Source organism: Vibrio sp. N418, assembly GCF_000222565.1.
Taxonomy (GTDB): Bacteria; Pseudomonadota; Gammaproteobacteria; order Enterobacterales; family Vibrionaceae; genus Vibrio; species Vibrio scophthalmi.
The window spans coordinates 1-23,952 of the sequence record NZ_AFWD01000033.1; the positions used below are offsets into that span (position 1 = coordinate 1).

20 protein-coding genes are annotated in these 23,952 nt (G+C 44.4%); 16 read left to right on the forward strand and 4 right to left on the reverse strand.

Annotated features, from left to right (window positions below; genetic code table 11):
* Both RH86_RS05170 and RH86_RS05175 read right to left on the reverse strand, forming a co-directional pair.
* The coding region (locus tag RH86_RS05170; protein ID WP_009385371.1) for a diguanylate cyclase domain-containing protein at window positions 1-1,177 on the reverse strand (1,177 nt) is incomplete at its 3' end.
* 210 nt (window positions 1,178-1,387) lie between these two features.
* Window positions 1,388-1,927: a DUF3332 domain-containing protein gene (locus RH86_RS05175; protein ID WP_174269665.1), complete on the reverse strand. Its 540-nt coding sequence runs from the start codon at window positions 1,925-1,927 to the stop codon at window positions 1,388-1,390.
* Between the two features lie 410 nt (window positions 1,928-2,337).
* Here RH86_RS05175 and RH86_RS05180 point away from each other — a divergent pair, with 410 nt between their 5' ends.
* The 12 genes from RH86_RS05180 to msrB all read left to right on the forward strand — a co-directional run bounded on the left by RH86_RS05180 (window position 2,338) and on the right by msrB (window position 17,659).
* Window positions 2,338-3,570, forward strand: coding sequence for an OFA family MFS transporter (locus tag RH86_RS05180; protein WP_005598456.1), 1,233 nt, complete (start codon window positions 2,338-2,340; stop codon window positions 3,568-3,570).
* Window positions 3,571-3,792: 222 nt separating this feature from the next.
* Window positions 3,793-4,440 carry an AcfA family outer membrane beta-barrel protein gene (locus RH86_RS05185; RefSeq protein WP_009385372.1) on the forward strand — a complete coding sequence of 216 codons (648 nt, stop codon included), beginning with the start codon at window positions 3,793-3,795 and terminating at the stop codon, window positions 4,438-4,440.
* A gap of 60 nt (window positions 4,441-4,500) precedes the next feature.
* The gene (locus RH86_RS05190) at window positions 4,501-4,839 is read left to right on the forward strand and encodes a YgiW/YdeI family stress tolerance OB fold protein (protein WP_009385373.1); all 339 of its coding nucleotides are present in this window, start codon (window positions 4,501-4,503) and stop codon (window positions 4,837-4,839) included.
* A gap of 174 nt (window positions 4,840-5,013) precedes the next feature.
* Complete coding sequence (locus RH86_RS05195; protein ID WP_009385374.1) at window positions 5,014-5,772, forward strand: response regulator transcription factor; 759 nt, start codon at window positions 5,014-5,016, stop codon at window positions 5,770-5,772.
* The gene (locus tag RH86_RS05200) at window positions 5,769-7,103 is read left to right on the forward strand and encodes a sensor histidine kinase (RefSeq protein ID WP_009385375.1); all 1,335 of its coding nucleotides are present in this window, start codon (window positions 5,769-5,771) and stop codon (window positions 7,101-7,103) included. The genes RH86_RS05195 and RH86_RS05200 overlap by 4 nt, the downstream gene beginning before the upstream one ends.
* Before the next feature lie 238 nt (window positions 7,104-7,341).
* Window positions 7,342-9,258 carry a TonB-dependent receptor domain-containing protein gene (locus tag RH86_RS05205; RefSeq protein WP_009385376.1) on the forward strand — a complete coding sequence of 639 codons (1,917 nt, stop codon included), beginning with the start codon at window positions 7,342-7,344 and terminating at the stop codon, window positions 9,256-9,258.
* A gap of 13 nt (window positions 9,259-9,271) precedes the next feature.
* Window positions 9,272-10,177, forward strand: coding sequence for a siderophore ABC transporter substrate-binding protein (locus tag RH86_RS05210; protein ID WP_009385377.1), 906 nt, complete (start codon window positions 9,272-9,274; stop codon window positions 10,175-10,177).
* Window positions 10,178-10,391: 214 nt separating this feature from the next.
* The gene (locus RH86_RS05215) at window positions 10,392-11,591 is read left to right on the forward strand and encodes a sugar efflux transporter (protein ID WP_009385378.1); all 1,200 of its coding nucleotides are present in this window, start codon (window positions 10,392-10,394) and stop codon (window positions 11,589-11,591) included.
* Between the two features lie 124 nt (window positions 11,592-11,715).
* On the forward strand, window positions 11,716-14,073 hold the full coding sequence (locus RH86_RS05220; protein WP_009385379.1) for a fatty acid cis/trans isomerase: 2,358 nt from the start codon (window positions 11,716-11,718) through the stop codon (window positions 14,071-14,073).
* 38 nt (window positions 14,074-14,111) lie between these two features.
* Entirely contained in the window at window positions 14,112-14,297 is a 186-nt protein-coding gene (locus RH86_RS05225) for a hypothetical protein (protein WP_005598439.1), read from the forward strand.
* Between the two features lie 269 nt (window positions 14,298-14,566).
* Window positions 14,567-16,333 carry a formate--tetrahydrofolate ligase gene (locus RH86_RS05230; protein WP_009385380.1) on the forward strand — a complete coding sequence of 589 codons (1,767 nt, stop codon included), beginning with the start codon at window positions 14,567-14,569 and terminating at the stop codon, window positions 16,331-16,333.
* Window positions 16,334-16,492: 159 nt separating this feature from the next.
* Window positions 16,493-17,659, forward strand: a complete 1,167-nt coding sequence (msrB, locus tag RH86_RS05235) for a peptide-methionine (R)-S-oxide reductase MsrB (RefSeq protein ID WP_009385381.1) — start codon at window positions 16,493-16,495, stop codon at window positions 17,657-17,659.
* Between the two features lie 87 nt (window positions 17,660-17,746).
* Here the strand turns inward: msrB and RH86_RS05240 are convergent, their stop codons facing one another.
* Together RH86_RS05240 and RH86_RS05250 are read right to left on the reverse strand one after the other, a co-directional pair.
* Window positions 17,747-18,412 carry a Qnr family pentapeptide repeat protein gene (locus RH86_RS05240; RefSeq protein WP_009385382.1) on the reverse strand — a complete coding sequence of 222 codons (666 nt, stop codon included), beginning with the start codon at window positions 18,410-18,412 and terminating at the stop codon, window positions 17,747-17,749.
* Between the two features lie 365 nt (window positions 18,413-18,777).
* A complete protein-coding gene (locus tag RH86_RS05250) occupies window positions 18,778-19,179 on the reverse strand; it encodes a cytochrome b562 (RefSeq protein ID WP_009385384.1) in 402 nt (133 codons plus the stop codon).
* 531 nt (window positions 19,180-19,710) lie between these two features.
* On the opposite strand from RH86_RS05250, the gene zwf reads away from it, so the two are divergent.
* The 4 genes from zwf to RH86_RS20540 all read left to right on the forward strand — a co-directional run bounded on the left by zwf (window position 19,711) and on the right by RH86_RS20540 (window position 23,862).
* The gene (gene zwf, locus RH86_RS05255) at window positions 19,711-21,213 is read left to right on the forward strand and encodes a glucose-6-phosphate dehydrogenase (RefSeq protein WP_009385385.1); all 1,503 of its coding nucleotides are present in this window, start codon (window positions 19,711-19,713) and stop codon (window positions 21,211-21,213) included.
* On the forward strand, window positions 21,210-21,926 hold the full coding sequence (gene pgl, locus RH86_RS05260) for a 6-phosphogluconolactonase (RefSeq protein ID WP_009385386.1): 717 nt from the start codon (window positions 21,210-21,212) through the stop codon (window positions 21,924-21,926). The genes zwf and pgl overlap by 4 nt, the downstream gene beginning before the upstream one ends.
* Window positions 21,927-21,977: 51 nt before the next feature.
* On the forward strand, window positions 21,978-23,426 hold the full coding sequence (gnd, locus tag RH86_RS05265; protein WP_009385387.1) for a decarboxylating NADP(+)-dependent phosphogluconate dehydrogenase: 1,449 nt from the start codon (window positions 21,978-21,980) through the stop codon (window positions 23,424-23,426).
* Window positions 23,427-23,700: 274 nt separating this feature from the next.
* A complete protein-coding gene (locus RH86_RS20540; RefSeq protein WP_009385388.1) occupies window positions 23,701-23,862 on the forward strand; it encodes a hypothetical protein in 162 nt (53 codons plus the stop codon).
* The last annotated feature ends 90 nt before the right edge of the window (window positions 23,863-23,952 follow it).

Below are 23,952 nucleotides of genomic sequence, written 5' to 3' on the forward strand. Positions count from 1 at the left end.
CTTCCGCATAGTGAGAGGCTTCCTCAACCGTACTATTGCGACAAACCGCAGCAAATTCCTCGCCACCTATTCGGCCGATCAAATACGAGCTTTTTGAGACTTGCTTCACCGCTCTACCAACTTGTTGGATCACGACATCACCAACCTGATGACCGTAGGTATCATTGATCGTTTTAAAGTCGTCAATATCAAACAGCAATACACTCACGCTACTACCTTGAGCCACCGTCTTACTAAACTCTTGATAAAAGTGGCGTCGATTACTCAACCCTGTCAGTTGGTCTGTTTCAGACAAACATCTTAGTTCGCTATTGGCCTTCTCTAATTGTCGCGTTTTTGCTTTTACCGCCATTCTCAACATAATCATGTAGCTGATGATCGCGATAATCATCAACATAAGCAGCAGCGGCATTAAATAATTAGGGTAAACAGTTTCGATGTACATCCAACGATTAAATATACGATGCTTATCTTCTTCACTGATTAGGCTCATACCTTCCGCTATCTTAAGTAGCATTTCGCCATTGCCTTCCGCTACTGCGGGCCTCACGATTCCAGAATAGAGGTGAAAAACACTAGCGAATTGATCACTTCGCCCGACGCTTTGAAAATAGAAATTGGCCACTTGTAGATCAGCGACAAAAGCATCGATACGCCCTTCAAAAGCGGCTTTGATCAGTTCTTGGTTGTTGGAATAGTTGACTGTCGCCAATTTGGGAAAGTTCTTACTCGCATATTCTTGTTCAAATCCGCCTTCAACCACGCCAAGTGTAAAGTTATGCTCTCCCGTGATGAGTTCTGAAATTTCAAAACTAAGCAGTTTTTTATTCACAAATAACTGGGTGTCAATGGTCAGAATAGGTTGGCTAAAATCTAAATAGCGGTCTCGCTCTTTCGACAGTAATAAGCCTGCATGGAAATCGGCACGCCCATCAGCCACCGCTTTAAGCGAATCGGCCCAATCGAGTAATAAAAATTCAACGGGCTGCCCTGTGACACGAGAATACTCACGCCAATAGTCAATCAGTATTCCTGTAGGTTGACCGCTACTGTTGATAAATGAAAATGGTTTCCACGCTTTAGAGTTAGCGATGATAAGAGTTTCGCTCTGGTCGGTCTGTTCAGCAGAAGATGCTGATGCAATAACAAATAGAAGCAGTGATAGAAAACGAGACACAACAGCCACCAAAACAACAGACAACGGATCACTAAATGAGACTTAGCAATATGAATAGGAATTATTCCCTCCATGTATATAGTCTAAATACGCTAATCATTCGTTATGCTATTGAGTTTATACGACAGACATCACATACCTTTCTGGGCATTTTCCTGCGGGCACAAAAAAGCCCTCAATTTTTGAGGGCTTGAAATCCTAGCGCTTCAATTAGATTTGAGCGGAAGTAATGTAATCACTTAACTCTTGGTTAGAAACGGTTGTTACTAACTCATCATTCAAGTAAAAGTCTACACTTTCAGCACCTTTGACACCGCGCAACACTTTGTGTTGGCCGTCAATATAGGTAATGTCCATCTGCATGGTGTCTTCATCAATTTGCGACATGGTCGCATTCTCGATGTTATTGGTGCTGGTTAGCGGTACGCCCGTTAATGCAGGATCCAATTGACCATTCACTTTGATGTAGTTTTTGGTTGGCGTATCGACAACCGCTGGAGAGCGACCCGATACCGGGTTAGTACCAGTCCAAAATTCAATTGAGTTGAAGATGAATAGGTCAATCGTACCAGCCAAACCATATACTGGTGATAGAAGTAAGAATACACCTTCACGACCGTAGCGGTTGTCGACAATCTCAAGATTGAATTTCGACACAAGTCCAGTTGTCGCCATTTGACCCATACAGCCCGTTAGAGACGAAACGCTCAGCGCCGTTACCACCGCCATTGTTACTGCTTTTGCTTTCATTATTACTACCAAAATTTCAAATTCGGCGCGCATGCTACTCTCAGTCATCTATCTTGCAAAGAGATATAAGCCTTAATTGACAGAAAACTAACCAGTTTCAAATAGTGCTAACCGCCAGTTAATATCTCTTCATATAGAAATAAATACCGTAACTTATTCCTTTTTAGATGCATTCGTTTGGTTGATGAAACCAAGTCAATTCCACCCAGCCTTTAAAGCACAAAGAGGTAACATAAATACCAAATAGTTAACATACGGAATTAATTTTAAGAATCGCAGAAAAAGAGATTCCAATCACACTTCAATTGGTTATAATTCGCGCCCATTGCGCTTTATGTTGATAAACGCAAACTTATTTTTAATATATCGAGTGTTAACCATCCTCAGAAATGGGGACAAATGAGAAGAATATGAGCAAGATTGATAAAGCTTCACGTATCCTTTTAGCAGGATTCTGTATCAACCTTTGTCTTGGCATCCTGTATGCTTGGAGTGTGTTTAATAAAGCGTTAGTCACTGAATCTGGTTGGAGTGCTGCAGAAGCATCTGCACCATACGCAACAGCAACTATCACTTTCTCTATCTGTCTTCTTGTTGCAGGCATCCTTCAAGACCGTATGGGTCCTCGCATGATCCTTATCCTAGGTACAGTTCTTACTGGCCTTGGCATGATCGCGTCTGGCTTTGTTAATACACCAATGATGCTAAACATCACTTTCGGTGTAATTACTGGTGCTGGTATCGGTTTTGGTTACGCGTGTCTTTCACCTTCAGCGATGAAATGGTTCCACCCATCGAAGAAAGGTATGGTTAACGGTCTAATCGCTGCAGGTTTTGGCCTTGCTGCTATTTACCTAGCTCCAGTGACTTCTGCACTGATCGATAGCATGGGCATTCAAACCAGCTTTAAGATCCTAGGTGTTGGTATTTTGTTGATTGCAGTTCCTCTAGCGGCAACCATCAACAACCCAGCAGCAGATTACACGCCAGCTGAGCCTAAACTAAAAGAAGGCCAAGCACCTAAAGCGGTTAAGAAATCTGAAGACCTAACTTGGAAAGCAATGCTTAAAACACCACAGTTTTACTCACTGTGGATCATGTACGCACTTGCAGCGTCAGTTGGTCTTATGATCATCGGTAACATCACTACAATCGCAAGCGTGCAAGCTAACCTGCCAAACGCAGTTTACCTAGCTTCGCTTCTAGCAATCTTTAACTCAGGCGGCCGTGTTTGTGCAGGTATGCTTGCAGATAAGATTGGTGGTGTTCGCACTCTTCTTCTAGCGTTCGTTCTACAAGGTATCAACATGGTACTGTTCGCAACGTTCCAATCAGAAGTAACATTGATCATCGGTACTGCGGTTGCAGCAGTAGGTTACGGTACGCTACTAGCGGTATTCCCTACTCTAACCGCTGAATTCTACGGTCTGAAAAACTACGGTACTAACTACGGTGTGCTTTACACATCATGGGGTATCGGTGGTGCAATCGGCGCGGCAGTTGTTGGTTTCTCAATGACTAACGGTGACGGTTACGGCCTAGCTTACACAATCTCTGCAGTAATGATGGCTGTGTGTATTGTACTAGCACTTGTAACCAAACCACTTTCAGAAGCAAAAGTTGCTGAGCTGAAAAACGCATAATTGCGAATTGATTTAAAACGAAAGGCTTAACCTAATGGTTAGGCCTTTTTTACGTCTATATCTAGCTTGAACTTCTAACCTATTCATCTGCTGACTGTTTATTTGCGAAAGCATAAATTTCACCTCTTCAGATTATCTCAACAAGGCTTACACTTCTTCCTTCACGAACGCTTCACATTCTTGCACGCATACTATGCGCACAATAACTAAGAGAATGAAATCATGAAGAAAAGTTTACTCGGTCTGCTCGTTATCTGTTCTTTTTCTGCAACGGCAGCACCCTATGTTGGATTGGAATATGGTTTTGGTTCAAGCAATACCGATTTTGACAGCACTTTCAAAGCTGAAGGCATCAAACTCGAACCCAAATCAGATGATAGCATCATGACTGTATTTCTTGGCTACTCCGTTTCCCCTTCATGGGCCGTAGAGCTTGGTTACAGCCAATTTGACCTTGACGATAGCCAGTCGAAAAAACTGGGTATCGCCAACGTGGGAGGTAAAGATTATCACCATGAAATGGAATGGGATTCATCAGTAAAAGCAAAACAGATCTCTCTTGCACCTGTTTTCACCTATGCTTTAAACGATCGCTGGTCGACTAAACTTAAAGCCGGTCTAACCTATACTCAGTACAAGTCGAGTGAAAGCAAATCTGAAGAATACGAGCTGGTTACTAACGACGACATCGAAATGGACAACAACCTATTTCATCGTTCATCAGACAGTAATGAGATTGGAGCAATGTTTGCACTCGGCACCGAATACGCTGTTCTACCGCAATTAACTGTGGGTGCAAATGTTAAGTACCAGCTAGATAACTATGCCAACACGGCCTCATTCAACCTAGGCACAACCTATTACTTCTAAACTGATGCTTCTAAACTAATACTTCTAAATTATTACTTCTGAATAATAAGAGAAATCAAAATGAAAAAAATGCTCACACTCTCTGCTTTATTACTTGCTTCCAGTTCTGCTTTCGCGGCTTTCAACGGCCCTGAAGTTGCCTCAATCAATGCGGTAAACGAAGCTCTCAATGCAAAAGACGATAGCTTTGTCATCCTAACGGGCAATATCACCAAGTCTTTAGGTAATGAAATGTACTTGTTTGAAGATAAAACGGGTGAGATCCAGATCGAAATCGACGATGACAACTGGATGGGCGTTGATGTGACTCCACAAGATACCGTTGTGATTCGTGGCGAAGTCGACGGTGAGTGGACAACCACTACTATTGATGTTGATACTGTTCAAAAGCTCAAATAAGCGCCCACTCCAGCCCTGAACAACCCGCCTAGTGCGGGTTTTTTATGACAAGTTTGCTCAAAGGTGTCATATCACACGCAAAACTCATATTCACACAAGCTATTCTTTTGAGTAAATTGAAAGTTAACTAAATATAATTGATAATGCGAATCATATTCACTTAGGTAAATTATGATGTTTGATGCATTTCACTCAAGCCCGGTTACAAGCTCTTCATTGAGTCACGAGGATAGTACGTCTACCCGAACAATATTATTGGTGGAGGATGATCGTAATCTCAACCATCAGCTCACCGCACTGTTGCAAGCAAATGGTTACACCGTCACTAATCTAGAGTGTGGTGCGCAAGCGTTAACTCTATTGAAAATGCGTCAGTTTGATTTGATCTTATTGGATGTTAACGTGCCCAATGTTGATGGTTTTGGCTTGCTAAAATACGTCCGTTCTCACTCGCGAACCCCCGTCATTATGCTGACCGCATATGGGGCAGAAGAGCATAGGATAAAAGGATTGCGCAACGGTGCGGATGATTACATTAGCAAGCCATGCAATTTTGAAGAAGTGAAACTAAGAATAGAGGCTGTGCTTCGTCGAACCCAGCAATTAGCCGCTCCGACTTCCTCACGTTACCTTGTTTATCAAGAATTAACGCTCGACAAACAATCCTACCAAGTCACCGTGACCAAATATGATGGCGAAGAGCAATTAGTTCTCACCCCGATACAATTCAAATTACTTTGGACTCTGGTGCAGCATAAAGGCGCAGTACAGAGTAAACCTTTTCTCTATCAAGCTGTTTTAGAACGTGAATTTAGCCCTTATGACCGCGCACTTGATATGCATTTAAGCCGCGTGCGTAAGCAACTTTCTTCGCTTGGTATGGCGCAAGGACGCATCCAAACGGTTCATGGCAAGGGATATATCATCAAATGAAACGGACTTTATTTTGGCGCTTATTTATCATTCTTTCTCTTGGCGGAGTGATGTTCTTTTCATTGCTGCACAGCGCTGCATTGCTCTCCAATGAAAAAATGAGCTACATCGAAACACAGCACCAACAAGAAATACTTCAATGGGGAGATACTGCACAACAATTTATAGAACAAGGTGATACGCAAGGCCTGAACCAATGGTTAACGCAACTCGCTAACCAAGAACAAACCTGGGCGACCGTAGTGAAATCGCAAATTGACGTGGTAAGCGGCAATCCTCTCAATCAACGTTTTTGGTCAGGCTACGGCATTGGCCGGAATGTAGAGTGGAAAATCCATCTCGATTTCCCGGACAATCCCATAATGGAAGTGGCACTCTCGCCCAGTAATCATCACTTTTTGATTATATTGCCCGAACGTATGCGCCCAGGTAGTTATATGTCTCACGCTTTTTGGCTATTTCGCTTAGTGATCCCATTTATTGCCCTACTCAGTTTAACCATCTACCTATATCGTTACGTAATGCGTCCTCTGCGTAGCTTTCAAAAAGCAACCGATGCTTTTAGCCAAGGAAACTATCAAGCAAGAGTAAGCCATTACCTTACTCTGGGTAACGACGAGATGAGTCAGGTCGCGAAGACATTTGACATGATGGCAGAACGCACCGAGAACGTCATAGAACACAACCGCAATCTAATTGCTGAGATGTCCCATGAAATTCGTACTCCGCTCGCTCGAGTTGAAATGGCAACAGATTGTGTGGAAAGCCAGATTGATTCTTACACTATGGTTGAACGTATCCGCACCGAGGTTAAAAACATCCGTCATATGGCGGAAGATACCCTAACTCTGGCGTGGTTAGAAAACGAACACCCCAACTTATGCCAAGAGTCTTTCGACTTAGCTGAATTACTTGATGCCATCATTGAAGATGCTCGATTTGAATACCCAGACCGGACGATTTCCTGTCAAATGCCCGCGAGTATGATGTTAACTCACTCGAATCAACGTGCCCTTTCTCAAGCATTAGAAAACATCATCCGCAATGGTCTGCGTTACACACCTGCAGGGGAAATTTTAATGATTACAGCCGACAACTCAGAACACGCTATCAGCATTACCATCTCAGATTCCGGCCCCGGGCTTGACCCTTCACTGACCAAAACCATCTTCCGTCCTTTCTTTAAGGCCAATAACCAGAAAGATGCTCGAAAAGGCTTTGGGGTTGGGTTGGCATTGGCTAAACGCCATATAGAAGCGGTTAATGGTACCGTAGAGGCCAAAAATGGCAGAGGTAAGGGGCTCGATATGGTCGTACTACTACCCGCCTGAAATGATGAGATGAGAACGCTGAAAAGAGTGCCGATTTAACAATTTCACGATCACTCACAAACAGCTTAAACAGGCATTAAAGAACTATTTATCCGGTAATTTGCATGACAAACACAAAAGCTTTATAGCGTTCAGGGCATTGATTTGTAACAGTTGTAAAAGTCATTTACTCGATATGGGCAAATCTTCAAAATCCACAACCGATAATAATTCTCATTTAATTAAGGAGTTTGCGGGAATGGATACCGTATTTAAGTTAAGCCCAGTGGCAATTGCCCTCATCGCATTTTCAACATCCGCTCAAGAAACAGAAATTATTGAAGTCACGGGACAACAACTCATTGGGGTTGATACCATCATCACCGCTGAAGAGCTTTCTCAACGTCAAGCGAGTGATTTGAACGATGTCTTTCGTAACGATCCTGAAGTTACCGTCGGCGGCTCTTCAGGGATCAGTCAAAAAATTTATGTCCGTGGCCTTGAAGATACCATGCTCAATGTCACGATTGACGGCGCACAGCAAACAAGTAATCTGTTCCACCATCAGGGTCGTTTATCGATTGAGCCTGAACTACTAAAACAAGTCGATATCAGTGCCGGAGCAGGCCGTGCAACGAATGGACCTGGCGCGTTGGGTGGTGCAATCCAGTTCAAAACAAAAGATGCCCACGATCTTCTGCACAATGGCGATAAGTTTGGTGCACAAGTTAAAACAGGTTATTACACCAATAACAAAGGTCAAAAATACTCAGCAAGCGTTTACGGCGAAATCACTGAAGGGCTTGGCTTACTCGCAACCTACGGCTATGTCGATGGCGATAACATCAAAGATGGCAACGGCGACGAACAAGACTATACCGCCACAGAGCAGCACGTTGGCCTGATTAAGCTTTCAGGACAAATTAATCCCAATCACTACCTCTCTCTTGCGTATGATTTTCGTGATGACGATGGTACGCGCCTAACGAAACCGCACTTCCAACCTAGCTTTAAAAATACGCCGCTTGAACAAGAAGCCGATCGTAAAACCGCGACGTTAAACTACCGCTACACGCAAGGAAACTATATAGCGATTGACGCAACGGCGTACAATACCCGTTCACGAATTGCGCACCTCGACAATCCTCGATGGGGCACCAGCGATGGCACCATCGAGACCTTTGGCGGAAAACTGTTTAATACGGCAACAGTGCAACAACATACTGTCATCATTGGGGCGGACTACCGCGATGATGAATCAGAATTTGAAACCAACTGGGATGGCAATCGCTTTGACCATGAAAAAGGCAAAGTCTACGGCCTATTCATCCAAGATGATTGGCAGATTAACGACTCAGTGTTACTAAGCGCTGGTGCTCGTTACGATTGGTATAAGCTCACTGATAACATCGACCAAGAGTTTGAATCCTCGGGCTTTAGCCCTAATGTCGCTATCGATTACGAAGTGGCCTCTGGCGTGGTGCTTTTTGCTAATTATGCCGAAGCCTTTCGCGGCCAAACCGCTAAAGAGTTATTTATTATCGATTGGTATGAAAACGATCCTAATCGTGGACCAGAGCGCGCAAAAAACTTTGAGTTTGGTACCCGCGTAATGAAAGATAACTTCTTTGCCGGAATCACCGTGTTTGATAGCCGAATTAAAGATGTCGTCGACAAAGATGCCACCAGCGGTCATTACACCAACGTTGGTGAACTCATTACCACTGGCGTCACCGCCTATGTGGGTGGCCATGTTGGCCAATTTTCGACGCAGCTTGGTTACAATCAATCGAAGCCGGAGCTCAATGGCGTTCCTTTGAGTGATGGTGACAGTACATTGGGTACCTCAATCGGCGACACATGGGTGCTTGATCTCAACTATACCGTATCTCAAGCGCTGCAGTTTGGTTGGACATCCACCTTCGTTGAGCGCCTTTCAGATGTTGCGGATGAATCAACCTATCCGGAAAAGCCTGGCTACGGCGTTCATGACCTCTATGCGCAATGGCAGCCTATCACCAACGAAGAACTCATTCTCACTTTCTCTGTGAAGAATGTGTTTGATAAGCAATACTTCGATCATGGCTCTTACAAGGGCATTATTGGTAGTGAAGTCGCACAAGGCTACGCATCTGCTGGTCGTGATCTTCGATTCAACCTTAGCTACGCGTTTTAGAAAGGTACCGCCCATGTTTAACACAGCCAAGATATGGCTATTGACCGCCCTGATGGCGGTCTCTCCTTTAGCGACCGGCGAGACGATCACTATCGAACATCCTTTAGGTTCAACCTTAGTGACAACTCAACCAACTCGTATCGTGGTGCTTGGAATGGATGCACTCGATGTACTCGATTATCTTGAAATTAAGCCTATCGGCGTAGTCAAAAGGCCTATGCCTGAGTATCTATCCAAATATCAAGATCAAGACTATGCCAGTGTCGGGACGTTGCACGAGCCTGATTTTGAGACAATTTATTCCTTAAAACCTGATTTAATCATCGCCAGCAATCGCAGTTCCTCAGCCTACGAAGAATTATCTAAAATTGCGCCAACCGTTGTTTTCATGGTCGATTCACGTCGATTTTGGCCGACGACTCAACTGGCATGGCGCATGATAGGGGATATTTTTCAGCGCAATGAGGAGATCGAGAAAATCATCACGGCAACCGAGAGCAAAATCAACGCTATTGCCCATGTCGCCTCCGCAAAACAAGCTCGAGCACTAATGGTAATGGCCAATGGCGACAACATTACAACCTTTGGCGCGGGCTCTCGTTACAATGCCATTTTTGATGAATTTGGTTTCAAACAAGTGGTAAACAATAACGTGACTGCGGCTCATGGCGATTTGATCAGCTATGAATTTATCGCAGAAGCCAACCCCGATTATCTATTGGTGATCGACAGAGATAAAGCAATCGGTCGTCAATCAGGCTCAGCAAAACAAGGCTTTAGCAATGCACTGATTAATCAGACCAATGCCGGCAAGCAAAATCGTATCACGGAGTTAAATCCACAAGCTTGGTACATCTCTGCCAGTGGAATCACCGCCACGCAAATCATGATTCACGATATTACGATGGCATTAGAGTAGCAGCGATGCCATTTTTGCCGCGAGCGCCACCTCGCGGCCTTTTTCTTTATCGTTTGAGCACAAAATAAGGATTTGTCAGAACCATTTTATTGTGCGATTGAGTTCAATATTCCAACTAATTTATCAACTAATAAACAACCACTTAGCTTTACACTAGACGTTCTCATAACCTTTATCACTATACCCTACGCGGGTACAATCAGAGAGCACTCCCTTGGGTAATCTTCGCACATTATTACGTGGACAAAGCGGCGTTCTGTTCGCGATCAACTGTGTGACCGCACTTTCGTTTGCGTTTATGTTACCCGTCATGAGCCTATTTCTCATAACGGAACTCAATACCCCACCCGCCTATTTAGGAATCTACACCACTTTAACGTCGATCATCACCATTATGGTCAGCCAAAAACTAACCGGATTAATAGACCGAGGTGTTTCCAGTAAACGTCTGTTTTGTTTCGCGTTGTGCGGCATTATCGTTTCCGCGATCGGCTTTTCATATGCTGAAAACTTCTGGCACGCTCTCTTAATTGGTTGCACCGTTATGCCAATTGCTTCGAGCGCAATCCCACTGATTCTGACCATGGTCAGAAACTATGCCGACGCAAGCGGACAAAATAGCGCCAAAATCAATTCACAGATGCGCTCATCAGTATCATTATTGTGGATATTCGGTCCACCACTGGCCTTTATATCCGTTGATAAATTCGGCTTCACCACCAATTATTACCTATCTATTAGTTTCGCGCTGTTGGTATTACTCATCGTTACCTTAACGCTAAAGACGCCAACAACGAATAGAAGCAATCAGAAACCAACGGCCAATACTTCATTACCAAAACAAGTATGGTTTCTGGCCTTAATTGTATTGCTCGCAAATATTGGCAACAGCACTTATATCAATGGTATGCCGCTACTGGTCACTCGTGAACTTAATTTACCAACATCTTATCCTGGCTTTTTGTTTGGCCTTACCGCTGCGGTAGAAATTCCGGTGATGCTAATGGCGGTTAATTGGGCTGAGCGCTGGGGTAAACCTGCGATAATACGCTGGGGATTTCTCAGTGCCATTTTGTTTTATATTGGCATGTTGCACGCACAAACAATGCCAGCACTGTTAGCCCTCCAAATATTGAACGGCATCTTTTTCGGCATTTTTGTCGGTCTCGGTGTGACCATTATGCAGGATTATGCTCCCGGCAGTATTGGAAAAGCCTCAGCTATCTACACTAACGCCATGCTTGTTGGCACAATGATTGGCACGAGTTCTATGGGAGTTATCTCTCAATATTTTGGTTTTAGAATGATTCTATTTTCTAGCCTGGTAGCCATTAGCTGCGCTTTAATTGCCCTGACCGGATTCATACTAAAAAATCCTCTTCAAGATGATAATCAAGCATCAACAGTGAACTAAATTGTGAATTTGTCAGAAAAAACCTACATTTTCGCTTAAACACTAAACAGTTGTAATCTCATGACTAACCAGTTTGATAATCAGTCGTTATACTTACGATAACTTCAAACTACTACGATATACCATGAGTTTACGTAAAATATTCCTTCTTTGTCTGGTCACCATTTTTTCAGGCTGCGCCACCTATGCTGGCTTAAACTTCGACCAATTATTTGGTGAGCCTCAAGTTCGTGAACGCCGAGCTGATATAGGTAGCGAAGCCAGCAATCAATTTTTGGATGACGTAAAACCCATCATCAATAACCGCTGTGTCGTTTGCCATGCCTGTTATGATGCGCCATGCCAGTTGAAAATGAGTTCTGTCGAAGGGATAGATCGTGGCGCAAGTAAAGCACTCGTCTATGAGGGCACTCGTTTAACGGCCACAACACCAACACGTCTGTTTGAAGATGCTGACACCACTGAGCAGTGGCGAGCGCTTGGTTTTCACCCAGTACTCAATGAGCGTGATCAAAATTCTACCGCCAACATTGAAGCCGGTTTAGTCGCACGCTTGTTAGTACAGAAAGAAGAACACCCTTTACCCGATCAAGTGCAGTTAGAAGGATTTGATTTTGCCACCGATCGTGACCAAGTATGCCCAACCATTGAAGAGCTCGATCAATATCAAAATGATTACCCAACTTGGGGAATGCCTTATGGTATGCCTAACCTTTCTGAGCAGGAATACTCTACGCTAATCAATTGGCTAAATGATGGCGCCATCATGAATAAAGCGATTCCTCTGACGTTTGAACAACAAACGCTGGTTAAGGTTTATGAGACACTATTTAACGGTGATAGTCATAAACATCAACTGGTCGCACGCTATGTTTATGAGCACCTGTATTTGTCTCATCTCTATTTTTCAGAACTTGATGACGCGAAGCCCCGCTTTTTCACTTTAGTTCGCTCGGCAACTCCTCCAGGGCAACCGGTAAAGCGTATCGCCACTCGCCGCCCTTATGATGACCCACAAGTGGCACGTGTGTACTATCGTCTTATTCCTGAGCAAGGCACTATCGTTGATAAAACGCATATGCCGTTCTCTCTTAATGAACAACGCATGCGACACTGGCAAAGCTGGTTTTTCTCCGATGACTATCAGGTAGAAACATTGCCTAGTTATGATGCTGACGTCGCCGCGAATCCGATGACAGCTTTTACTGAACTTCCTGTGAAAGCACGTTTTAAGTTCATGCTCGATAACGCGCAAAACACCATTTCTGCCTTTATCAAAGGCCCAGTTTGTCGCGGACAACTGGCATTGAACGTTATCAATGATCACTTCTGGGTTTTCTTCTTAGATCCAGACAAGTCAGATTTACCAGAGGTCAACGCCTTTTATCGTTCTCAACAAGATAATCTCAAACTGCCAAGCGAGCTGGAAAGCAACACGCTACCGATCACTAGCTGGGTTTCCTATTCCCGTCAGCAAGCACGCTACTTAGCAGCTAAATCTGATTTTATTAACCAGACATTTAAAGATGGTCAGCACCTAGATACTAACCTTATCTGGACAGGCAATGGCACCAACCCTAATGCGGCTCTAACGATTTTTAGACATTTCGATAGTGCGTCAGTAGTACGCGGCATGGTAGGCGAACAACCTAAAACAGCATGGGTTTTAGATTATGCCTTGCTAGAGCGTATTCACTACTTATTGGTGGCTGGATTTGATGTATACGGCAATTTTGGTCATCAACTGATCACTCGCATGTTTATGGACTTTTTACGCCTTGAGGGTGAAAGTAACTTTGTTGCCTTACTGCCACGTGATGTGCGCCATAAAGAACAATCAAGCTGGTACCAAAACCAAAGCTCACAGCTCAGTGATTACTTACAGCGTAATGTAAAACCGTTTGATCAACCTACTCAAGTTCCTTATCACACCAACGATCCTAAGAAAGAGTTGTTCGATATTTTACAGCATAAACTCGAACCCATTCTCACGGATCGCTATGATATCGTTAGCACTGGCTTTAGTGCTGATAACCAAGCATTGCTGCGTCAAATTAGTCATATCCAAGGTGAAGGCTTACGCCCTATTCCGCAGATCATGATGCTAATGATTGAAAGCGATAAGGGCCATCAGCAGCTGTTTACGTTATTGCACAATAATGCGCATACCAACATCTCTAGCTTATTCGATGAGGAGAGCAATCGAGATTATGCGCATGATTCGCTAACCTTAGTAAGGGGAGTGATCGGCAGTTATCCTGCTGCGTACCTATCTCTTGAAGAGAGTCAAATCCCTGCCCTAGTAAATATGTTGAAAAATATGCGCAGCGAAGATGACTACGTTAAGTTATTGGATGCCTTCTCGATTCGCCGAAGTAATCCCGATTTTTGGTCTTTCAGTGACAGTGTTCACCGTTGGTACCAGCAAGATCAACCGATCGAATTCGGATTACTTGACTACAATAGATTTGAGAATAGGTAGAAATCATTAACTCTTCTTTCCTATTTGAGGAGGTGTGTATGAGCAGCCAAGATACGATACGATCTATCGAACAACAGATTTACGTGGCTTGTTCAGAAGGTGACTATGATACCCTTAACATGCTTGAACATCAGTTAGAACGGCTTCGCAGTAAAGCGGAACACCCTTTTGACGATGATCCTTATGCGCCAGAGGGAAAAATCTTCCCCGACGATGAGTGGTAAGTCGCCCTGCATATTTTAAAGCCCCAACTTGGGGCTTTTTGTTTGGGTGGTGTTTATTTGAGCCTATTCCCCACCAATACCCATTTCTACTTAGTACCAAGCACTCCCATTCGCTAAATTTTTCTTGTGGAATTTAACCACTGCGCTCATAGTGACTCTCTTTTGATGAGCTACGTGCTACAAACTATTCCTTTACAAAGCACAAATTGGCGCTATTATGCTTGCGCAAACGTTTGCTCATCCATTTATCTCGCAATATTGAGGGTTTTATGCTGTCGGATATCAACATTTGCCGAAGCGCGAACTTAGCACCAATTGGTGACGTTGCCATTCGTGCCGGCTTAAAAGAAGAAGAATTTCATAGCCAAGGCAAGTACAAAGCGAAAGTATCACTAAATTGCCTTAAACGTCTAAATGACCAGTCAAACACTGCAGCACAAAACAGCGGGAAATTAATCGTTGTGACTGCTATTACGCCCACCCCGCTTGGCGAAGGCAAAACGGTCACCACCATTGGTCTGGCGCAAGGTTTAGCGCAGTTAGAACGCTCAGTCATAGCGTGTATTCGCCAACCTTCGATGGGGCCAGTATTTGGCGTAAAAGGCGGCGCTGCCGGTGGCGGTTACTCTCAAGTCGCGCCGATGGAAGAACTCAATCTACACCTAACAGGTGACATCCACGCGGTTACCGCCGCGCACAACCTAGCCGCAGCGGCGATTGATGCACGTATCTTCCACGAGCAACGCAATGGTTACGACGATTTTGAACAGCGGAGTGGTTTAACCGCACTGCGAATTGATTCAAAACGCGTGGTGTGGAAGCGTGTCATGGATCATAACGATCGCGCTCTACGCATGGTGACTGTCGGCCAAAATGAGCTCGGTAAAACCATCAACGGCTACGAGCGCGAAGATGGCTTTGATATTTCAGCGGCGTCTGAGTTAATGGCGATATTAGCGCTGGCTTCCGATCTTAAAGATCTTCGCGCGCGCATTGGCCGCATTGTCGTCGCTTATAATTTAGAAGGTCACCCAGTCACAACCGAAGATCTCCAAGTGGCAGGGGCAATGACCGTTAGCATGCGTGAAGCGATTGAACCAACGCTAATGCAAACCCTTGAAGGTGTGCCGACGCTTATCCACGCTGGCCCGTTTGCCAATATCGCCCATGGTAACTCTTCAATTATTGCTGACAACATCGCGACCAAACTGGCTGAATTCACTGTGACTGAAGGTGGCTTTGGCTCAGATATGGGCTTTGAAAAAGCATGCAATATTAAAGCGCAAGTATCTGGAAAAGCACCAGATTGTGCGGTCATTGTGGCAACATTACGTGGATTAAAAGCGAATTCAGGTCTGTATGATCTTAAACCGGGCCAAGCAATCCCTGACTCACTATTTAGTGACGATTCTGCGGCGCTTGAAGCTGGTTTTGATAACCTAAAATGGCATATCGACAACGTCAGTAAATATGGCGTTCCTGCGGTTGTGGCAATAAACCGTTTCCCGCAAGACAGCGAACATGAATTGTCCATGCTTAAAACCATGATTGAAGCACTACCAAATCACGTTGAAGTTGCGATCAGTGAAGGTTTTGCCAGAGGCGGTAAAGGCACTCTAGAACTGGCGGAAAAAGTCGTTCAGCAGTGCCAAGTTGCTACGCAATTCAAACCGCTTTATCAACTAGAACAGACGACCGAAGAAAAGCTAATGGCGGTTGCTGAAGTCGGTTATGGCGCCTCAAGCGTCACCCTAAGTTACCAAGCACGCCAGCAGCTTGATGAATATCAGAAGCAAGGATTTGATAATCTTGCTGTCTGCTTAGCCAAAACACCGTTGTCAATTTCGACCGACGGGAGTGTGAAAGGCGCCCCAACTCACTTTAATGTGCCAATTCGAGAGCTCAAATTGTGCGCTGGAGCCGGCTTTATCTATGCTCTGTGTGGTAACGTCATGACAATGCCCGGTTTGCCTGAAAAACCCGCATTTATGAACTTAGACCTTGATGATGATGGAAACATCATTGGGTTGAGTTAGTTAAGAAAGCGAGCTAAGTAGCTCGCTTTTTTTTCGTCTATCCGTGACTGTTCTCTGGCATCATGAACGCATTACTACTCCCCTTTCTGAATATATCCTGTAATTTTTTGCTCGCTTAGCCGTTCTTATCGGTATAAAGGAAAAACAGATGAGGATGGTATGAAGAGAACATTTTCTACGCTATTGCCAATCATGGCTATTTTACTCGTCGTGGCGTCATTTATTGGCCGCGCAAGCAGTGATATGGATAACAACGCGAGTCAGCATAATGCTAAAGCGGCCGTGCCAGCAGGGACGAATATCGAGACAGCAACACTGGCCGGCGGGTGTTTTTGGTGTACGGAATCTGACTTAGAAAAGCTTCCGGGGGTGATTGATGTGGTTTCCGGATATTCTGGTGGCGCACAAGAAAACCCAACCTATAAGCAGGTTTCTTCAGGAACATCAGGCCATATTGAAGTTATTCAAGTCAAATATGACGCCAATGTGGTGAGTTATGAGCAGATCCTCGACCAATTGTTCCGTCACATTGACCCGACCGATGATAAAGGCTCATTTGTCGATCGCGGCGCGCAGTATCGACCAGCCATTTTTTATCATAATGCCGAGCAGCAACAGGTTGCTACGCAATTCATGACGGACATTGACCAATTGGGTGTTTTCAAAAAGCCGCTCAAAACAGAGCTTATTCAATTTGAGAAATTCTGGCCCGCAGAAGAATACCATCAAGATTATTACAAGCGTAATAAGGTCCGCTACAACTACTATCGCTACGCGTCTGGTCGCGACCAATACCTCGATTCAATCTTTGGCGATGACAGAGAAGCCAATTCAATCACTTTGCGTCAAATGATTGATGAGCATAATGGTCTCACCCAAGGTAAAACGTTCACCAAACCGAGCGATGAAGAACTCAAAAAGACACTGACAGAAATGCAGTATTATGTGACGCAAGAAGATGGCACCGAACGCCCTTTTGAAAACGAATACTGGGACAATAAAGAGATGGGTATTTATGTTGATGTCGTGACAGGAGAGCCGCTGTTTTCATCAACCGACAAATATCGCTCTGGCACAGGTTGGCCAAGCTTTACTAAACCAATCAACGACGCTTTTGTGGTGATCACCACCGATTACAAATTGATTTATCCGCGAAAGGAAGTACGCAGCCGATTTGGTGATTCTCACCTAGGCCATGTTTTTAAAGATGGTCCAGCACCAACAGGATTACGCTATTGCATGAATTCCGCATCAATGCGATTTATTCCTAAAGAACAATTGGAGCAGCAAGGTTACGGAGAGTATCTCTACCTATTTGATAGTTAATGGCGAGTCGGTTATGTGATCGACACTGTCACTCCGCCAACCTTAAATCAAAGCCCAATTTTTGTTGGGCTTTTTATATAGATAGAACTAAACAATAATCAGTCCTAAAGGCTCTAGCAATTGAGATTGTTGCCAGCTTAAAATCTTCACACCGGTCAGATCCACTCGCCTTGGATCCAATCCAGTTAAGTCACAGTCTGTCAGGTCACACTCTCGGATGCGCACCCCACTCCATATATCTTCTGAGAACTCTCCGCGACTTAAATCAGAGCCTTGCAATGACGTTCCTTGCAGGTTAGTTCCAATCCAGCGGTTCTCAAACAGCTCGCATTTTTCAATACACAAGCGATCCATGTTGGCATAAGAGAGGTTACATGCAGTGATATACGCTGAACAAAAATAGACATTATGGCTAATTTGGTTAGCAAAACGCGCCTGAGAAAAATTGACGCCTTTTAAATCACACTCTCGCATTTCAATGCCAAAGCAATTTGCACCCACAAATTGACTCATTGAGAGTTGGCACTGTTTAAAACTGGCATCGTGTAAATTGGCATAGTGGAAGTCGCAGCCTTCAATTTCACCTTGCTCGATAAAAGTGCAATGCTCGAAATGCGCTTCCACCATTTCGGCTCGGCTAAAATCACAACCATAAAATTTACAATGACTGAACTTGGCATAACTCAAGTTTTCACCAGCAAAGCTGTGATTTTCAAAAATCTGATGTTCGAATACGGTATCTTGGTAATGCATGAATAACTCCTTGATTTGATGCAAGGCTATCATTTCATTCCAAATTAGGCATTAAATAAAATTCTTTTAAAATCAACATGATAAAAACTCCATTTTCGCATTCAAAATGGAGCTTAATACCACCAACATAACGTAAAAATAAAACACGCCTACGCGAAGAAGGGAAAAATAGTTTTGCGCCGTTGTGAAGCGATTGAAGACTTATATGGACTAAATTAAGCAAGAGGCCTAAGTTGGCTTTTTCAAACCTAGTAATCATGTTCGGATACCGGTTTCTGTTGATCGTGCTTTGGCGATAAAAAAACACCGCCCTAAGGCAGTGTTCTTTCTCGATCGCATCGTGGCGAAAAACCGATTTAAAACGATCAGCCAAATAGCTTACTCCAGATACTTGGATTGCGTTTATCGTGGAATTCAACTCGCAGATCATCGATAGCTTTTAATTGTGCTTTGGCTTGTTCAAGGTTGCCCTGTTCAAGTTGTTTTTCGACGCCCTCAACGACCAAGTCTAGTTGTTCAAAACCTTCGGTATAAAGTGCTTGTTTTTCCGCTGGGAAACGAGCGTTTTGCAGTTGAACGAGCACTTGATTGAACGAAGTCATCGCCGTAGTCATCTCTTCTACGCTTTGCGCCTCCGCTGCATGCTTAAAATTCAGTTTCATTTCATTCATTGCCGATTTCATATCAAAAGATGAAGCAAACGATTGAGCGGCGAATATCGTCATAACGAACAACAAAGTACGTCTTAACACAGTGCGTATTAACATAGGGTTCTCTCAATTAGGCTAAATTTTGTGCATAGGGTTTGCAGCCAAACAGTGGCTTAAACATCGTTGTGTTTGCCCTTTCGCGTTCAGCATACTAAACATCAAGGTTAATGCAGAGTAATATTCGTCAACAAATTGTTTCAAACAGCCTGCCTAATGGATCCATAACATGGCCAATATCACCTATACTAACGAGCAAAATCTTAAGCTGTCATTCTTAACGCAATCGTTAACTATAAGTGTAATTGTTTGATTCTCTGGCTTATATTCGATACCCCGTGTTCAAAGCATGTAAAAAACAAGTCATATATTAAGCAATTAAACACTCGGGAGTTGATGTGAATCAATTTGTCGTAGACAATACAGCGCCGTATTGAGTGTTAACTCAACGAGCTTCGATTTTATCTATCAATGAAATAGGTAGCATCGATTATCTATTTTGAGGTGTCGTTGATAGGGTTGCTTTCCTACTATATAAGTGAAAAGCCAAACCTAGGCACGCAATCACTACCTCGTTTTAAGGGAAAGATGATGGTAATTCCAGAAAACAGCAGCATCGTTATTTTTGGTGCTTCGGGCGACTTAACATATCGTAAGTTGGTCCCTGCTTTATACCACCTCTACGCGAACAAACAACTTCCTGAAAATTTCGCGATTTTAGGCGTGAGCCGCACTGAATATAGTGATGAATCATACCGTGACAAGCTGAAGCATTCTCTTCAAGAAATGGAGAAAACTGAGCCAGCAACGTTGGATGCCTTTATTGATCATCTTCACTACCAAGCGATCAACACTTCTGATACTGCAGATTACAATAAACTTACCGCTCGCCTTGATCAGCTAGCCGACAAGTATCAGTTTGAACAGCGCAACACCCTATTCTACCTCGCGACACCGCCAAGCTTGTACAGCGTCATTCCCGCGAGCCTTGCAGCTCATGGTCTTAATGATGAACAAACCGGTTGGAAACGTCTAATTGTAGAAAAACCTTTTGGCTATGATTTAGCATCAGCACGTCAATTGGATAAAGATATCCATGAGCATTTCCAAGAACATCAAATCTACCGTATTGACCATTACCTAGGTAAAGAGACCGTACAAAACCTGTTGGTGTTCCGTTTTTCTAACGCAATGTTTGAACCCCTATGGAACCGCAACTTCATCGATTATGTTGAAATCACTGGAGCGGAATTCCTAGGTGTTGAAGAGCGTGGCGGATACTACGACGGCTCTGGTGCGATGCGTGATATGTTCCAAAACCACCTGCTACAAGTGTTAGCAATGGTGGGCATGGAGCCACCAGCACAAATCAACGCCGATTCAATCCGTGATGAAGTAGCCAAAGTACTGCAATGCTTAAAACCATTGGAAGAAGATGACCTGCGCAACAACCTTGTGCTTGGCCAATACACCGCTTCTGATGTTCGTGGACAACATTTACCGGGTTACCGTGAAGAACATGGCGTTGCTGAAGACTCACGTACTGAAACTTACGTTGGTCTTAAAGCCTATATCAATAACTGGCGTTGGAATGGTGTGCCATTCTATGTACGTACCGGTAAACGTTTACCAACTCGTGTGACGGAAGTAGTGATTCACTTTAAGAACACACCGCACCCAGTATTTGGTCAAGATGCGCCAGAGAACAAACTGATCATCCGTATTCAGCCTGATGAAGGCATTCAAATGAGCTTCGGCCTTAAACAGCCAGGGGCTGGATTTAAAGCCAAAGAAGTGAAGATGAACTTCCACTACGCTGACTTGCTTGAAACGCAGATGTTAACCGCTTATGAGCGTTTATTGCTTGATGCACTAAACGGCGATGCGACTCTATTCGCACGTAGCGATGCAGTTGAAGCGTGTTGGAAATATGTTCAGCCGATTCTGGATTTCAAACAAGACCCTCAGTCGCTATTTGGTTATGCCTGTGGTACATGGGGACCAAAAGAGTGTGACGATTTATTACAACGCGATGGACGTGCATGGCGCTTCCCTTGTAAAAACCTAACCGATACGGATTACTGCGAACTATGATCAATCATAAGATCTTTGATACGGCAGATCAGGTTGTTGAAAGCCTGGCGAAGGATATGCAAGCCTACAGCGAATTAGGCCGTGCTGTGCATATTTCTCTATCTGGTGGTAGCACGCCAAAAATGCTGTTTAAACTGCTCGCTAGCGAACCATTCGCAAGCGCGATTCAATGGCAACACCTTCACTTCTGGTGGGGTGATGAGCGTTGTGTGGCGCCGGATGACGCAGAAAGCAACTATGGTGAAGCCAACACGCTTCTGTTCAGCCAAGTGGCAATTCCTGCAGAAAACATCCACCGTATTCGCGGAGAGGATGAACCGCAAGCTGAAGCCGTGCGCTTTGCCAAAGAGATGGCCGATGTCATTCCATGTGAAAACGGCACACCGGTATTTGATTGGATTTTGCTTGGCGTGGGTGCAGATGGCCACACCGCTTCGCTATTCCCAGGAGTGACGAACTACGCAGACGAAAATCTGTCTGTACTGGCTTCTCATCCGGAGTCGGGTCAGATCCGCGTATCAAAAACAGCCAAAGTATTACAAGCGGCGAAACGCATCAGCTACCTCGTACTTGGCGCAGGTAAGGTTGCCATCGTCAACGAAATTTCCACCACTCCTGCTTCTGAGCTGCCTTACCCGGCAGCAAAAATCCAGTCTACAACTGGTGAAACAGAATGGTACTTAGATTCAGACGCGGCAGCACAGATTGCTTAACGTTATCGTTAGCACAATAGCCCGTCCTTTAGCGTAATTTGGAGAGAAACAATGAAAGGTGATATCGGTGTAATCGGCCTTGCTGTAATGGGTCAGAACCTTATCCTAAACATGAACGACCATGGTTTTAAAGTGGTTGCACACAACCGTTCTACTGACAAAGTAGACGAGTTCTTAGCAGGTCCTGCAAAAGACACCAACATCGTTGGCGCATACTCGCTTGAAGAGCTAGTAGAGAAACTAGAATCACCACGTAAAATCATGCTAATGGTTCGTGCTGGTGACGTAGTTGATATCTTCATCGACAAACTGGTACCACTGCTAGACAAAGGCGACATCATCATTGATGGTGGTAACACCAATTTCCCTGATACCAACCGTCGCGTTGCCGCACTTCGCGAAAAAGGCATTCACTTCATCGGTACTGGCGTATCTGGTGGTGAAGAAGGCGCTCGTTTTGGCCCTTCAATCATGCCTGGTGGCGCTCATGAAGCTTGGGAAGCTGTTAAGCCTATCTTCCAAGGCATCTCAGCAAAAACTGACGCTGGTGAGCCTTGTTGTGATTGGGTGGGTAACGATGGCGCGGGTCACTTCGTTAAAATGGTTCACAACGGCATCGAATACGGTGACATGCAGTTGATCACTGAAGCATACCAATTCATGAAAGATGGCCTTGGTCTATCTTCTGACGAAATGCAAAAAGTATTCGCTGAGTGGAATACCACTGAACTAGACAGCTACCTAGTAGAAATCACCGCTGATATCCTTGGCTACAAAGACGAAGACGGCGAAGCTCTAGTTGAGAAAATCCTAGACACAGCAGGCCAAAAAGGTACAGGTAAATGGACCGGTATCAATGCACTCGATATGGGTATTCCGCTGACGCTAATCACCGAATCGGTATTCTCTCGTTGCCTTTCAGCATTGAAAGACCAGCGTGTTGAAGCTGAGCAACTATTTGCTAAGACGATCGCACCTGTTGAAGGCGATAAGCAAGAATGGGTTGATGCACTACGTCAGGCTCTACTGGCTTCTAAGATCATCTCTTACGCGCAAGGTTTCATGCTAATGCGTGAAGCGTCGAATGAAAACGGCTGGGATCTTAACTACGGTAACGTGGCACTTATGTGGCGTGGCGGCTGTATCATCCGTTCTGCATTCCTAGGCAACATTCGTGATGCTTATGAAGCGAACCCAGAGATCGCATTCCTAGGCTCAGATGCTTACTTCAAAGGTATCCTAGACAACTGCATGAGCGCTTGGCGCAAAGTGGCAGCGAAATCTATGGAATCAGGCATCCCAATGCCTTGTATGACATCTGCTCTAACCTTCCTAGATGGCTTCACCACGGCTCGCCTACCTGCGAACCTGCTGCAAGCACAGCGCGATTACTTCGGTGCTCACACTTACGAGCGTATCGATCGTCCACGTGGTGAATTCTTCCACACTAACTGGACAGGTACAGGCGGTAATACTGCTTCTACAACTTACGACGTATAATTTTTGTCACACGCCATTCAGCCTTCACAGGAATGAGTAGCGTTAGATAAGCCAATAATTTCAAGCCGATAGTTATGCTGTCGGCTTTTTTCATCCCCCTAATAACGCAAGCAAGGTAAGTAAGCCTTGCATCTACGCCTATAATAAAATGTAAGCGGATGAGGTTAAGCCCATGAAGCTACCTTATTATCCAAATCCGAATTTATCCACCAGCGAATGATTCGCTCGGTTAACATGAAAACCAGGAAGGCGAACACGAACAATTGAGGTTCTCATGACTATTAGTTCTCACTTTGTGTATGTCCCTGAAAACGATATAACAGAACAAACACAGCCAGCGTCTCAACAACCACAAAAATCAACCATTTGTGAAGCTGAGGCCCATCGCCAAGCGCTAGTAACACAGGCTCAGCAACGTGGTGGTCTCGTTGACTAAGAGAGCCACACAGTTACAACGCGAAAAATGATGTGTTATTTCAAAGTATTGTTTCAAGGTGCAGTTTCGAGGTGCGGTGCCAAGAGTATT

Bases quoted from the DNA above. Each gene is read 5' to 3' on its own strand.
- RH86_RS05175 (WP_174269665.1), bottom strand. From the start codon at position 1,927: ATGAAAGCAAAAGCAGTAACAATGGCGGTGGTAACGGCGCTGAGCGTT.
- RH86_RS05180 (WP_005598456.1), top strand. From the start codon at position 2,338: ATGAGCAAGATTGATAAAGCTTCACGTATCCTTTTAGCAGGATTCTGT.
- RH86_RS05185 (WP_009385372.1), top strand. From the start codon at position 3,793: ATGAAGAAAAGTTTACTCGGTCTGCTCGTTATCTGTTCTTTTTCTGCA.
- RH86_RS05190 (WP_009385373.1), top strand. From the start codon at position 4,501: ATGAAAAAAATGCTCACACTCTCTGCTTTATTACTTGCTTCCAGTTCT.
- RH86_RS05195 (WP_009385374.1), top strand. From the start codon at position 5,014: ATGTTTGATGCATTTCACTCAAGCCCGGTTACAAGCTCTTCATTGAGT.
- RH86_RS05200 (WP_009385375.1), top strand. From the start codon at position 5,769: ATGAAACGGACTTTATTTTGGCGCTTATTTATCATTCTTTCTCTTGGC.
- RH86_RS05205 (WP_009385376.1), top strand. From the start codon at position 7,342: ATGGATACCGTATTTAAGTTAAGCCCAGTGGCAATTGCCCTCATCGCA.
- RH86_RS05210 (WP_009385377.1), top strand. From the start codon at position 9,272: ATGTTTAACACAGCCAAGATATGGCTATTGACCGCCCTGATGGCGGTC.
- RH86_RS05220 (WP_009385379.1), top strand. From the start codon at position 11,716: ATGAGTTTACGTAAAATATTCCTTCTTTGTCTGGTCACCATTTTTTCA.
- RH86_RS05225 (WP_005598439.1), top strand. From the start codon at position 14,112: ATGAGCAGCCAAGATACGATACGATCTATCGAACAACAGATTTACGTG.
- RH86_RS05230 (WP_009385380.1), top strand. From the start codon at position 14,567: ATGCTGTCGGATATCAACATTTGCCGAAGCGCGAACTTAGCACCAATT.
- msrB (WP_009385381.1), top strand. From the start codon at position 16,493: ATGAAGAGAACATTTTCTACGCTATTGCCAATCATGGCTATTTTACTC.
- RH86_RS05240 (WP_009385382.1), bottom strand. From the start codon at position 18,412: ATGCATTACCAAGATACCGTATTCGAACATCAGATTTTTGAAAATCAC.
- RH86_RS05250 (WP_009385384.1), bottom strand. From the start codon at position 19,179: ATGTTAATACGCACTGTGTTAAGACGTACTTTGTTGTTCGTTATGACG.
- zwf (WP_009385385.1), top strand. From the start codon at position 19,711: ATGGTAATTCCAGAAAACAGCAGCATCGTTATTTTTGGTGCTTCGGGC.
- pgl (WP_009385386.1), top strand. From the start codon at position 21,210: ATGATCAATCATAAGATCTTTGATACGGCAGATCAGGTTGTTGAAAGC.
- gnd (WP_009385387.1), top strand. From the start codon at position 21,978: ATGAAAGGTGATATCGGTGTAATCGGCCTTGCTGTAATGGGTCAGAAC.
- RH86_RS20540 (WP_009385388.1), top strand. From the start codon at position 23,701: ATGACTATTAGTTCTCACTTTGTGTATGTCCCTGAAAACGATATAACA.